General features: G+C 62.2%; 8 protein-coding genes and 1 pseudogene. 3 read left to right on the top strand and 6 right to left on the bottom strand.

Annotated elements, in window-relative coordinates; translation table 11 throughout:
* Window positions 1–955 precede the first annotated feature (955 nt).
* The 3 genes from PLL20_14230 to PLL20_14220 all read right to left on the bottom strand — a co-directional run bounded on the left by PLL20_14230 (window position 956) and on the right by PLL20_14220 (window position 6274).
* Complete coding sequence (locus tag PLL20_14230; GenBank protein ID HPD31147.1) at window positions 956–2623, bottom strand: radical SAM protein; 1668 nt, start codon at window positions 2621–2623, stop codon at window positions 956–958.
* A 734-nt stretch (window positions 2624–3357) separates the two neighbouring features.
* Window positions 3358–4503, bottom strand: a complete 1146-nt coding sequence (gene hemW / locus PLL20_14225; protein HPD31146.1) for a radical SAM family heme chaperone HemW — start codon at window positions 4501–4503, stop codon at window positions 3358–3360.
* A gap of 16 nt (window positions 4504–4519) precedes the next feature.
* Entirely contained in the window at window positions 4520–6274 is a 1755-nt protein-coding gene (locus tag PLL20_14220) for a flagellar basal body P-ring protein FlgI (GenBank protein HPD31145.1), read from the bottom strand.
* 236 nt (window positions 6275–6510) lie between these two features.
* Between PLL20_14220 and PLL20_14215 the strand changes: the two are divergent.
* Both PLL20_14215 and PLL20_14210 read left to right on the top strand, forming a co-directional pair.
* A pseudogene (locus PLL20_14215) lies at window positions 6511–6666 on the top strand (type II secretion system protein).
* Window positions 6667–7262: 596 nt separating this feature from the next.
* Window positions 7263–8177: an SEC-C domain-containing protein gene (locus PLL20_14210; GenBank protein HPD31144.1), complete on the top strand. Its 915-nt coding sequence runs from the start codon at window positions 7263–7265 to the stop codon at window positions 8175–8177.
* 49 nt (window positions 8178–8226) lie between these two features.
* Here the strand turns inward: PLL20_14210 and mtnP are convergent, their stop codons facing one another.
* Window positions 8227–9111: an S-methyl-5'-thioadenosine phosphorylase gene (gene mtnP / locus PLL20_14205; protein ID HPD31143.1), complete on the bottom strand. Its 885-nt coding sequence runs from the start codon at window positions 9109–9111 to the stop codon at window positions 8227–8229.
* 316 nt (window positions 9112–9427) lie between these two features.
* A protein-coding gene (locus tag PLL20_14200) for an IS5 family transposase (protein HPD31142.1) occupies window positions 9428–10179 on the bottom strand; the annotation gives its coding sequence in 2 pieces (ribosomal slippage) (window positions 9428–9859 and window positions 9862–10179; 750 coding nt in all).
* Between the two features lie 220 nt (window positions 10180–10399).
* Between PLL20_14200 and PLL20_14195 the strand changes: the two genes are divergently transcribed.
* Window positions 10400–12724: a site-2 protease family protein gene (locus tag PLL20_14195; GenBank protein ID HPD31141.1), complete on the top strand. Its 2325-nt coding sequence runs from the start codon at window positions 10400–10402 to the stop codon at window positions 12722–12724.
* A gap of 31 nt (window positions 12725–12755) precedes the next feature.
* Here PLL20_14195 and PLL20_14190 read toward each other — a convergent pair.
* A partial coding sequence (locus PLL20_14190; GenBank protein HPD31140.1) for a hypothetical protein occupies window positions 12756–13633 on the bottom strand: 878 nt, incomplete at its 5' end.

The following is a 13633-nucleotide window of genomic DNA, read 5'->3' as shown; positions in this document are numbered from 1 at the left end:
GCCCGGAATCCTTTCCGGGCCGCATCCCCTGCGGAATCCTTTCCGCATTCAGCATTCATGACGACTGCAATCCTCCGCGAGAAGGTAGGGCAGGTCCGCCGGGTGCCATGCCCACGGCCTTGCGTGGGCATGCGCCTCCAAACGAATCCTGAAGCAGGTAGGGCAGGTCACAGCCCCGCCAAGTCGCCCCGACGAAGCAGGGCGCCGACCTGCCGCCACCTTGACCGCTCCCCCGCGTCACACAAACCCAACATCAAGCGCAACCGCAATTCGCCGCCGCTCCGCTCCAACCGCCCCCTCCGGAGCACCCCCCGTGTTCTCCCTCCCGATAACACCGGCGGAGACCCTGCGCGCCAACCGCGCAGGATCACGGCCTTCAACTAAACTGATCCCGCAGCCGGCCAGGGGAGAAACGCCATGATCTGTGCAACCTCGCCATCCCTCAGCCCATGTAATCCACAACCTTCGCACGTGAAACGCATTACGCGCAGCGCGACCATGGATACATCGCCGGTCACCAACCGAATCCTCTTCGCTCACCAATCAAATCGCCAAACAAACCCAACATTCATTCGTGCTTCACACTCCTTCGTCCATGCATCGTCATTGCTGGTTGCCCCGTTCGCCGTCCGCTGGCCGGATTCCTCGCGTCACGAACGGTCCGACCATAGTCATGGCGGAACAAACCCAAGCCCCGCCGACCTGAGCCGCAGGGATGACCACGCCTTGTCGAAAAGAGCCTGCTAGTAGCTCAAGCTAGACCAATGTGTTAATAGACCGCGTAGACAAGGTAAAAATGTATAAATATTCTAGACAGGGCATGCATTTACAGCAGCCCCCCAGGGCCTCGTGCAAGGGTATCCCCGCCTCCGCGGTTTCCTCGCTCCCGTCGCGGCTCCACTGACCGTCCGAGCACGTCGGGCGTTTCGGCGGCTCGGTCTGCCACCCATGTTCATCAAGGATTCAGGCTCCGCGTCCCGCCGGGCGCGACGCCCTCAGGCATCGAAGGGGTCTCCTCCATCACTTCGCCGAGGCGAGTCCGCGATGACAACGGCGTCGCCTCGGCGGCCGGTCCCCCGCTGCGGATATCGATGCCTTGCCTCCCAAAAAGCACGTTCCAGGCCCTGCGCGTGGTCAGACGTGGTTCGCGGGCGAACTTCCGGGCAACGGTGGCCGCGAATCGCACCGGCCGTCGAACAGCGGTTTGGCGGTAAAACCTGGATTGGGCCGCGCGGGTCATCGCGACCAGCTCGTCGGCGCTCCACTCGGCCGTATCGAACATCGGGTGTCCCACGCGAAGCTGCGCATAATCCACGGGCGCCTTCAACAAACCCGTTTCCACGCATTGCCGGAACAGATCCGTTCCCGGATACGGCGTCGCAGTGAAGAAATGAACGTGATCGGCACCCAGGTTCATCGCATAGTCGAACGTCTTCTCGATATCGGCACGCGTCTCGCCCGGAAAACCGACGACGAAAAACGCCGAAACCCCCATGCCCAGCGCGCGGGCCGCCCGGATCAGCGGCGGAACCTTGCGAAGGTCCAACGGCTTCCGAATGAGCCGATCGAGCGTATCCTGAACGCCAGACTCCACGGCAATCGCAACGTGATAACAGCCGGCATGTCGCATCAGCGCCAACAGCTCCTCGTCCAGCGACCACGTGGCTACGCCGTTCGGCGTCGTCCAGAACAAATCGAATCGCCGTTCAATGATCCTCCGGCAGATCTCGCGCATGCGCGGTTTGTTGAGCGTGAGATTGTCGTCCTCGAACTGGATCTCCCGCACGCCGTAGTCATGCACCAGAACGTCGATCTCCTGCACGACGCGGCGGGCGCTGTGCCAGCGAAATCTGCGACCCCACACGGTGTGGATGCTGCAGAAGCTGCAACGAGCAGGGCAACCTCGCGACGTGATCATGTTGGTGCACGGGTGCCGCCGAACCACCGTGCCGTGCGGCGCCCGATACCGGAAGTAGTGTTGCATCGGCAACAAACGACGCGCCGGCAAGGGCAGCGAATCCAGATCGACAAGCCGCGGCCCCGGCGGACAGACTCGAATCGTGTCGTCTTCGCGAAAAGCCAAGCCCGATGGGTCATCCGGAATACGACGGCCCCGCTGCAAGGCGTCTGCCAGACGCAGCATCGCCAACTCGCCTTCACCCTGTATAACGTAGTCAACGTGCCGATCGCCGAGCACCTCATTGGGCACTGCCGAAGGATGAGCCCCGCCCATCACCGTGACGATTGCCGGGTCCGTCTCTTTGACAAGACGGCACACAAAGTGCGCGGCCTGCGACTGGGCCGAAAAGAGATTCGACACGCCGACAAGGGATGGTTTGAACCTGCAGACTTCCTTGACGATCCCTTCTGCATCCAGACCGTGTCGAAGTCGTCCGTCCTGCAGCCGACGAAGACGCTGGAACGCGGCCACCACACAATCAAGAATGGCAACCTCATGGCCGGCCCGCTCCAGAACGGCCGCAATGTAGGCCAGTCCCAGCGGAGGCATCGACTGCTTCTCATCGTGGTCGAAGAGGTCGACGGGCGGCTGGATCAGTAGAACGCGCATCAGGAACACCTGCCGAGCCGACAGGCCGCAACTGACCTCTTGATCACCGCGCACCCGCGCTGACGTCCACAACGCTGCGCCGCACCTTGCCCCACCATGGGCATACGGTCGGCTGCCCTCGGCTCGACGAAGTTATCGGCTATTGCTGGGAAGGTCTGGAGAGTCAAAAGGCCCGATAACAAGAGCGGGCAATCCCGCACTGCGAGAAGCCCGCTCGACATTCAGTCCTGCCAATCCTTTCCCTGCAGTCGCTTGCAGGGCGGCGAAAACACTAGCGCCTGCTGCGGTTGCCGAGTTTCGGCAATTCGGCGGGTGCCCGCGGCGGCTTTGGGCCTTCGCAGCCGAAGCGTCCGCCTCGACGCGGAGTAACCTGCTCGCCGGTGCACAACTGATCCGCCGAAGACGGCACTAGCTCTGCTGCTTCTTCTTGATGATCAGCAGCGCAACCACAAGAACGGCCAGCACAACAATAAGAACGATATTCCACGTTGCCATACCCAAGATATTCCACGCTGCCATATGTATCTCCTTCTGCTGATGTGTGCCCGCACATCGGGGCCACTGGCACAAACCGCAACACGTCGTCGCAGACCAAGGCGCGACAACTCACCGGTGCGCGTTGGTGCAACATTAGGCCGGAAGCTTCAAAGACTGTCAAGTGGGAAATGTCAGAACGTTCGGCCCGTAACCCTCCGACCGGACGGCCAGCCTCCGCTGTCTCGATAAACTCACAGACGCCTGCCGAACCTCCCACAAGCAGGCCGCCCGGCCATCGGTGTCCACGACGCTCAGCAGCCGCTCGGCTTGAGAAAGTCCCGGATCACGGCATCCGCCACAAGCAGCCCCTTTCGGGTAAGGGCGATCCGGTCATCGTCGGCAGTGAGCAGCTTGGCCCTGCAATGACTCCGGATGGCCTCAGCGAACAACTCTTGCGCGTCATAGCCGGTTTCCGCTCGAAATTCCTCGCAAAGAATACCTTCATTTGTGCGAAGCCGAAGCATGGCAATTTCTCCGGCCCGCTCAACGGGGGTCAGACACTCGACATCCACCGCCGTACTCCGCCCCGCCCGAACCCTGGCTATGTATTCCTCCACACTGACGACATTTCGCCACCGGCAGCCGTTCAAGTAACTGGCTGCGGCCGGCCCAACTCCAATTCCGGGCCGGTTCCGCCAGTACCTGAGATTGTGCTGACACTCGGCGCCAGGACGAGCGAAGTTGCTGATCTCGTACTGCTGGAAACCGGCCTCGGCCATGCGGTCGATGGCCCGCATATACATTTCGGTCTCGACTTCCTCATCGACGGGCGTAATCTGGCCGCAATCGCGTCGGACAGCCAGAGGCGTGCCTGGCTCATAGGTCAATCCGTAACACGCGACATGGTCAGGCCCCAAGTCGATGGCTGCTCCCAGCGACCTGTTCCACGTGTCAAGCGTCTGACCCGGTACCCCGAAAATCAGGTCCAGATTGAGGTGCTCGAAACCTGCCCGACGAGCCAGCTCGACGCCGGCAGCGATATCCTCCGGACGGTGCAACCGTTCGAGGATCTCAAGCTCGGCAGGCACAAACGATTGAGCCCCGATCGACACGCGGTTTACCCCCGCCTCCCTGAGCAGGAAAGCCTTTTCCTCTGTCAATGAAGCCGGATTGGCTTCCACGGAAAACTCAACGACGCGGTGGACCCGGTATATCTGAGCCAGATGCTCCATCAAGCGGGCCAAAGACGACTCAGGCAGGATGGTCGGTGTGCCGCCGCCGACGAAAATGGTCTCCACACGCACGCGGTCTTCAGCGACAACGGCATCGAGTTCGCTCAAGACCGCATCGATGTAGCCGGCAACCAGTGAATCGTCCGGCGTAATCGAATAGAAATCACAATACCCGCACTTGCGAGGGCAAAAGGGAACGTGAACGTAAAGACCGACATCGGTCATGATAATGCGGCGAAGATCATAAATCAGATTCGGGGCGCCCCCTCGGCCGTAGGGGGCCGATCAGGTCCTCGATGCTCTGCTGTTCCCATTCCATGCGGGCGTTCAGGGCCCCATCCTGACAAAGGGTGTACAACACGTCGAGCACCGCTGCATAATCGAGGCCAAGTCCCGCCGGCGTCTTGTCCGGCCCCATCCTCGGGTCCTCGCCCATGAAACGAGTCATCTGCACGACCGAGAGCGGAACCTTGAACTCACCCGCCACCTTGTTGAGTTCCTTGCGAAGGACGGTCAGCTTCTGATCGCCCGCGGCGGCCGACAAAGTCACCTGCTTGCCCGGCTTGGAGTAAAACAGCGGGAGCCGAAAGGACATCTGGTCCGCGCCAATCAGTGCGATCCGTCGGACCTCGCTTCGTCTCGCGTAGATCAGGGGAGACGCCGCCGAGGGCAGCACGTCAAGGATGAAGTTCCCGGGCTCACGGCCGACCACCAAGGACACCATGGCTGACCGGTCGGCCGTTCGAAGGGCTTCGTAAGCCCGAATGCGGACCCAGGTGTCGGGGCTGTCCAGAAGCTCTCGAAGAACCGTGGTTGCCAACGCCATTCGGCGGCAGCTACCCATCTCCCGGATCGCCTGCATGCGATAGGGGCTCTTGGGGTCTCTCGCGTGGCGGGCAACCACCTCCAAGGCGGGGGCATCACCAAGTCTCAAACCGGTTCTGGCTGCGTACCAGCTCACTTGGCGTTGGGGATGCGTGTAGAGCGGCGAAAGCATGGTAATCACCGAAGGCCCGATTCCCTCTAATGACAAAGCCGCGTCCTCCGGCGGTTCGATCGAACTCGACAACGCGCTGATCAGCGCCTTGGTACGCATCTCTCTCACCGCAGGTGACGGCGACAAGGGCAAGTGCATCACCAACTCGATAAACCGAGCTTCCCTTCCGCGATACTCATCCGGTACTCTCAGATCGACGTGGCTGGAAGATATGGGATCCGCGATCTTCGGGTCACCGACAAAACGACGATTGACCGCATCGGCAATCTCGCGAACCGTCCGATAGGACGGGACAAATGTGTCGAGGCCGAGTCGGCGCTTCAGAGTGTTCACGCCGCCGCCGATCACTCTGCCCTCCAAAAGGCTGGTGTCGGCCGCAGGCTGCGTGCTCGAGCCGATAAAGGGATTCGTGAAAACCGGCCCGCGAGCTTTGGCATGAGTCCGCCCCTCGATCGCATCGCCTGGCGAGGTTTCCTGAAGGATCTGGAGCTCACAGGGCAGGAGGTGCCCGCCGGCCAGCGACCGCGCGTCCGGGCTGGTTGCCACCGCCGACACAACCACGTCGAATACGGTCCCCTCCTGCGCGCCGGCCGGCACGTCACCGGTGACCTCCACGACCGCCGTATTCATGCTGTCGATCAGTTCCTCCGCCGTCAGATTCCTCTCCAGATGCGGGTTTGCCAGCCGGAACCGGCGGATGTCTCGCAGGATCCGCTCGCGTATCGCCGGAGGACAGAACCTGCTACCCTGCCCGTTCAGTCCCCACACCAGCCCGTAGCCTCGCACCCGCATGTAGCGCATCCCCTGCAGGTTGGCCACCGAGCCGATTGTCCCCTCCATCGCGACAGACTGAACAGAACGTCGCATGGCGTCCAGGTCGGGCAGCGTGCCCGACGGGCGGGTAGTCGGCTTCTTGCTGCCCCAGAAATCCTCGCCGCACCCACCAAGCACGAGCAGACCCAAGACCACGAGCCGGTCGAGTTTGCGATGCGCGTTCATCCGAGGACCTCCGACTGCTGCGAAGAAAAGCAACAAGGCAGGCAACGGAACCGGCCCTTCTGCAAGGGCCGCCCCTCGCGGCAATAACAGGGCGTGTGGGAACCATCCCGACCATCCACGGCCATGTGCTAACGTAGCCATACGGAAAGGCGATGTCAACGCAATACGGACTGGCGGCGGCGACCCAACACGGTACAATTGGCTTCCGGTCGTCGAGAAGACCCCGAGGAACTGCGATGCGAACATGTCGCCGGCCGGCGTTCACCCTGATCGAAGTGCTGGTTGTGCTTGCCATCATCGCCTTGTTGGTGGCGATCCTGCTGCCCGCCGTGTCTCGCGTCCGCGACCAGGCCCGCCTTGCCATCTGCGGCAGCAATCTGCGACAAATCGGCACGGGCATCACCGCCTATGCCAACGCTTGCCGCGTCATTCCGCACGGTCCGGTCGTCCAGAGTCTGGGCGGAATCCTGGAGTCCAATGACGGCACCGTGGCCACCAGCCAGATCTGGACCGGACCGCAAGAGCCGATCCGCTCCAGGATGGCGCTGGGATTGCTCCTCTGTCAGCAAAACATCACGTCCGAGGTTCTCTATTGTCCAGGAGATGATTCGAACGACCCCGTGGAGGAGCTGGCCAAGATCCTGATGCGGAAAATGGCTCCGGGGTTCTGCTCCTTCCTCTACCGGCAGTTGGATGAGACCGACGGTCGCGGACAACTCGACAGACTCGGACTGAACGGCATCGGGCAACGGGCGACGGCCTTGGCCCTGGACATGAACTCGCTCATCACCATCGACCCGTCATACACGCGAACCAATCACAGGGCCCGGCAACTCAACATCCTCAGCTTCGACGGCTCGGTAAGACAGGTGAGAAACATCGATAATCGGTTTGCCATTCGAAATGAAGATCTGGTCAGATCGACCTACCGACGGAAAGACATCCTTCGCGAGGCCGACAGGGTTTACTAGCCACGGAGACACCGGAAATGTCCATCAGCAGCATTCTGCTTGACGGAATGAGGGGCGTGATCGATTGCGTGGAGGCTGCCCGCCACAGCCCTTTACCTTCTCCAGTTCCCGCCGCCGAGTGCACGCGGCTTCTGGAAGAGTATCGCCGCACCCGCGCGATCACCTCCAAACTGGCCAACCGGTTGGTTGGTAAGATACCCAAGAACACGCTCGACGCGTGCGCAAGAACGCTGGGCATGATGGTGCGAGGCACGTTGGTGTTCGACGACATTAACGAAACGGACGTCCTGATGGATTACTGCATCTTCTTCGGGCTCGACCAGGGCGCTACGGTGATCTCACGTTTCGCCGCAACCTCACCGTATCCCGAAGGGTCGGCGGAGACGCTGGCACTCCAAGCCATGTGCAACAGCAAATACCGTTTTTTGGCAGTGACCGCCGTTGCCCCCTCCCTCGGCATCGAGGCCGTCGATTTGCTGCGAAACGAACGGCGGCTCATTGCGGACGAGTCGTTCAGTCGCATGGCGGTTCCCGGTCTCCTGCTGGCGAGCCGAATCGTCGACATGCCGGAGTTTTCAATGACCACCGGCGCCGCTCTGCCCGTTACTGTTGAAGTCCTCGAAGAGATCTGGCATCAGCTCGACGCCGATCGCGGCAATATCAACTCCATCGATCCGAAAAACGCAACATTCGAACAGGAGGTCGCCTTGGCGACCTTGATCATTTCAGCGGCGCTCAAGCACCGTACATCCTGCCGGATTCGGTATGTCGAGCCCGGGAAAGACCCCGGAGAATGGGACGAAGGTCACGACTTATCCCCGTCTCGCCCGGGCAGGCTGTCGCCCGGTCATCGCGTCTCGCGGAACGATCCATGTCCGTGCGGGAGCAACCTCAAATACAAGAATTGCTGCGGGCGACGGAGATACATTTGACGATCCATGGGCCTATTCACCTGATGGGTACCGCAGCCACCGCCCCCAATCACGTGAAGTACCGGCCAACGAGCAGGCTGAGTCGCTCCACGTCCGCGGAGGCGATACGCGAGCGGTCAGACCAGATGGCCATCGCCAAGGCCTCGCGGCAGGCACAAGGGGCATCGATCTGCCCCGCCAGCGCCGGCATTGCCGCCCGCAAAAGCTCGATCGCGTTGGTGGTGACGGCGTTGAGATTGCCAATGATCTCTCGCAGCAGGGCCTCACGATCTTTGCCCGCTTCGTGAGGCCGCCAGCAATCGTAGTCAGTGGGCAAGGCGATCAGGGCGTAACAGATTTCGGCCTCGCGGGCAAGCTTGGCTTCGGGCATCGCGGTCATGCCGATCAGGTCGCCGCCGCACTGCTGATACATACGCGACTCGGCCACCGTCGAAAACTGCGGTCCTTCCATGCATACGTAGGTTCCCGCCGAGTGGACGCGAGCGCCGATCTTCTCGCCGACCGACCTGAGCAAAGCTCGCAACCTGGGGCAGAAAGGCTCCGCAAACTCAACATGCGCCACGATACCGCGATCGAAAAAGGTGCTTTCTCGACGGAAGGTCCGGTCGATGACCTGATCGCAGATGACCAGATGGCGGGGCTCGATGTCCTCTCGCAGGCTGCCGGTCGCCCCGCTGGCCACGATGTGCGTGACTCCCAACGACTTCAGAGCGTAGATGTTCGCTCGATACGGCACATTTGAGGGATTCAGCAGGTGGCCGGGTCCGTGACGTGAGAGAAAAGCAATATCTGAACCCGCCCATCGCGTCAGGAGGATCGGGCCGCTCGGATTCCCGAACGGCGTCTCCACCTGCACCTGCTTGCCGCCAACCTGCTCGGCCAAGACCTGCCCGAGTCCCGAACCGCCGATGATCCCGATTCTTGCGTCAGCCACGTCGTACTCCCGCTCAAGAGCTTCATGGTCAACAGCCGCCCGCCCCTCCGGCACAACAGCGTGGTGATTATACCGGGGCGGGCGCACTTTTCGGACAATGTCCGAACACCGAACCGCGAGGCACAACGCCCCAAAGGGCGGATACCATCCCCGGCCTCCGGCCCGCTCTCAGACCCATCGGCTGGCCCCACGTGCGTCCGCCGCATAGAATGGCCACCAATTGCACGCAAAGGTTCCCAGGCGAGAGGTGCATTGTGATCGAACAAGTCTTCTCAATTGCCTCCTGGCCGATGGCCGTATTAGGTCGTGTTGACATTCAGGTCATCCAACAAAAGAGGGCGGCGAGTTGGACGAAGCTCATGAAGTTCCGGGCGGTTTTCTCGTAGCGGGTGGCGACGCGACGAAAACGCTTGATCCGATTCACAAATCGCTCCGCCAGGTTGTGTTGCCGGTACTGCTTCCTCAGCACACGTCGCTGGACCGTCCGACCCGCCCGGGAAGGAATCACCGGCGTGCTCCCGCGGTCCTTGATTTCGGCCACCAGTTCGTCGCAATCGTACGCCTTGTCCGCAATCACATAGTCCGGCTTATGGTCAGCCAGCAATCGGTTCGCCTGGGTGATGTCGTGAACCTGGCCCCCCGTCAGCGTCAGTTCCACCGGACGGCCCTGGGCTTCGACGGCCAGGTGCAGCTTGGTGCCGAATCCGCCACGCGACCACCCCAGGGCCTCATCATCGCCCCCTTTTTTCTCGCCCCCGCGGCGTGCTGGTGGGCCCGAATGATAGTCGAGTCGAGCATCAGACGCTCTAAGTCCGGATCCTGCCAGGCCCGCAACAACCGCTGCCATACGCCGCGTTTGGCCCAGCGGTTGAATCGCTGGAAGACGGAGTTCCAGTTCCCAAAACGCTCCGGCAAGTCACGCCAGGGAGCCCCCGTCTTGGCGATCCACAAAACCGCGTTGATGAACCCGCGATTGTCCCGGGCTGTTCGCCCCGGGTCGCTCGGCTTGCCGGGCAACAAATCCTTGATCTTGTTCCATTGCTCGTCGCCGATCTCGTGCCGTCGCATGGCCGCGTTCCTCCCTGAACCAACCAGACGAACCATCCATGGCCCGTGACATCCGTAACAACATCGGCAAAGGCGTCAAAACCGCTACAATGAATGTCAACAGGACCTAGGAATCCTCGTCGCCGCTGTCGTGTTGACTTGGCCGATGTACCGCCGCCTGGTGAGGCAGTCGAACATAGCCGCGGCGGAGGGCGATTACACCGCTGCACTGGACGCAGCGATGCGGCTGCGCAGATCCTGGCTCCCGGCGGCGATGATTGAACGGATCCTCGACCCCGGCCTCCTGGATGCGCTCGTCGGCGCCCGGCTTAACCAACTCGGCCGGTGCCAGGAGGCCCTGGAATGGTGCGATCGAGGATTGCGTATCGCCCGCAATCCGAGAACCAAGGCCATTCTCCACGAATGTGCTGCGATGGTCCATTCCACGATCGGCGACGCGACGCGATGCGAACAGCACTTAACCGCCTTGGCCGAAGTACTCCAGAAGCATCGCATACCGGAGATCGAATGGGGCGCAACCGCGATGTTCTGCGCGAACAACCTTGGCCAACTCGAAGAGGCTTGGCAGATCGCCCGCCAGGAAAGCGATCGGCGCGGCGGGCAAGTCTCCAACCGCTGGGTGGCGGCGGCGATCCAGGCGCTCGAGAATCTCGGGCGGCACGCGGAGGTGTTACATCTGACCGAATGGGTCCTCCAACAGGGCACGCAGAGGACAAGGTCCATCCCCGCGGCTCACAATCCCGAGGCCGCCGTCGGCGCCGCGGAGCTTCGCGCGAGCTACCTGCGCACCATTCACGGGTTATCCTTGCTGGGCGGGGCCGAGTCCACCCTGGAGAGCGGACAATACGACCTCTGCGAGCGCTATCTCGCCGTTCTGGAGTCCATCGACCTGAAGGAACCTGTCCTTCGTGCTCTCCTGACCGGCCTGCGATCCAAGCTGTCCGCTCACACAGGTGATCGCGCGGCCGTTGTCGACGCCGCACGGACCATCGACGAGCTGACAGCCAAGTACCCGGAGCATCGGCGCCTTCGACCCGTCGCGAACCTGGCGCTCGCCGAGTCTTGGCAAATACTTGGCGAGCATGAGAGAGCCATCTCTCTGTTGTCTCAAATCGATCCGGCCGTGCTGTCGCTGGTGGATCGATCGCTCTTGGCCGCACTGATGGCCAAGTCGCTCGAAACCCTCGGCCAGACCGCACAGGCCCAGGCAAAACGCGAAGAGGCGCAGCGACTGGCTCCGGCGGCATACTGGAACCGGCCGTCCGAGGCCGCTGACGAAGCCGCCGTCGAGACCGCCGCGCCGGGGATCACTCTGCCCGGCGAGACGTTGATCATCAGGTCCGCTGTGGAACCTCTGGCAGACCAGCCCGTCGAGCCTGTGGCATCCGGCACGGCGTGCGCGGCATGGATCTTGGCCGTCCCGGCGCTGATACCCCTTGTGGGAAGCCTGCCGGCCATCGCCCTGTTCATCCTGTCACTGATCCTGCTGTTTCGCGACAAACGTCGACTCCACGACCGCCGCGTTGGCGTTGCCGGACTGGCCATCTCCGTTTTTTCCCTGGGCTGCGCAGGTCTGGCCGGATTCAACGTCGCAAAGATGGCCTTGGATCACATACGCAGCAAGCACGCTGCTGCCAAGACCGAGTATTCCGATGCGGAACAGGAGGAGTCGCAGGATGCGCCTCCCGTCACTTCATTTGCTCCGGAGCACGAGCAGGACGAGACGGACGACATTCCCGTGCTCGAAGAGACTGAGGAACCTGCGCCGATGCCCGCGAGCACGCTGCCCGAGGAAGGAATCCGGAAACAACCGCAGCCCATCTGGCACCACGTCGTGGTTCTTGCGGTGCTCGTGGTGTCGATCATCTTCCATGAAATCGCCCATGGCGTCGCCGCCTGGTGGTCGGGCGATCCGACGGCCCGCGACCTCGGCCGGCTCAACCTCAATCCCATCCGGCACATCGATCCCTTCGGCAGTATCATCGTGCCATTGGTGCTCAGTCTTCTACCGGGAGACACCGTCATCGGCTGGGCCAAGCCCGTCCCCGTCCGGCCGCAGAAGTACCGAAACTTCCGGCGTGGCAATCTCGGCGTCTCGTTGGCCGGCGTATCCCTGAACCTGATGCTGGCCCTCTTCGCGGCAAACATCCTCATGGTCCTTATTATCCTTCTCGGCGTTGTGCACCCGGCCGAGCGGTATTTCGACCCGGTGGCACTGCTTCTGGGGCGCCTCCATTTGCCGGGCGTGCCCTACGCCTCGTTGTGGGTCGGGGGAATCAAGATTTGCACGACGGCAGTGCTCATCAACCTGGCGCTGGCGAATCTCAACTTGCTGCCCCTCCCGCCGCTGGATGGTTTCGGCGCATTGCACAGCTTCCTGCCCAACTTCGCGTCGGCGCTGGCTAACAAGCTCGGTGGGGTGGGCCTGATCGTTTTGTTCTTCCTGCTGGCCAGCAGAATAGGCTACATCCTGTTCGCGCCCACGATCGTGGTCGGCGCGCTGCTCCTGCTGCTGGTCATGTTTCTCGGCGGATGGGCGATTTGAGCCGGCTTACACCGGACCGGCGAGCCTCAATTCACCCGGCGCGGGCCCGTGCAGCACTGTGAGCCAGATCCAGCGACTTGGCCTCGCCGCACTTACCCCGCACACGCTGCGGCCAATAGCGGGCGGCCGTGAAAGACCAATCGTACTCGCCGGCCGACAAACGCCTCCAGCACTCGGCCGGCTCCTTCCAGACGGGTGACAACAGTTCGCTCAGCGGCGCGGCGTTGATCAGAACACCGTCATCAGGCTCAAGCTGCCAACCCACCGTTCGGCCTTCCTCGTCCGATGCGCTCAAGATACGCTCGATCGCCTCATTCAACGCCTGTAAGTCAGCCGCCAACGAGCTATCACCTCGCCCAATCGCCTCGCTCAACCGACCGGCAACATGCTGCGGGCCTCGCAGCCGTTCGAGCGCCGTCACACTGAGCCGCTCGTAATACAGGTAGGCGCTATACCCACGCCCGCAAGACTGCACCAGCCAATAGACCGGACGACCGTGATACCGACGCAAATGGTCACGAAAGAAGCGGCCGGCCAGGTATCTGCGCAGCCCGACAATCAAATCGCGATGCTTGCCGGTTGCATAGCCGACCACTTCCTCCGTCCCCCTATCCCCAAGCGTCATCCTCAGCACGCGCATCACCAGCTCGGCCACGTCGTCTCCCCCATCGCCCGACAGCTCAGCAATCCCGTCGGAGACAACCAGTCTCCTCAGGCCCGAGGCAGTGCGGGCGTCAAAGCGGCCACAACCGAGCGCCCCTTGGACGCCGGGGCGAAACCGCCCCATCACCACGCCCACGGCGTAGCTAAGCCATCGGTGAGCCAGGTCGACACGCCGCTGGTGAGCCAGATCCACACGCCGCTGGTGAGCCAGATCCACACGCCGCTGGTGAGCCAGATCCACACGCC

It is taken from the genome of Phycisphaerae bacterium, assembly GCA_035384605.1.
Classification (GTDB): Bacteria; Planctomycetota; Phycisphaerae; order UBA1845; family PWPN01; genus JAUCQB01.
This window is presented reverse-complemented; position numbering and strand designations above follow the sequence as displayed.

Bases quoted from the DNA above. Each gene is read 5' to 3' on its own strand.
- PLL20_14220 (HPD31145.1), bottom strand. From the start codon at position 6,274: ATGAACGCGCATCGCAAACTCGACCGGCTCGTGGTCTTGGGTCTGCTC.
- PLL20_14195 (HPD31141.1), top strand. From the start codon at position 10,400: ATGCGGCTGCGCAGATCCTGGCTCCCGGCGGCGATGATTGAACGGATC.
- PLL20_14210 (HPD31144.1), top strand. From the start codon at position 7,263: ATGTCCATCAGCAGCATTCTGCTTGACGGAATGAGGGGCGTGATCGAT.
- hemW (HPD31146.1), bottom strand. From the start codon at position 4,503: ATGACCGATGTCGGTCTTTACGTTCACGTTCCCTTTTGCCCTCGCAAG.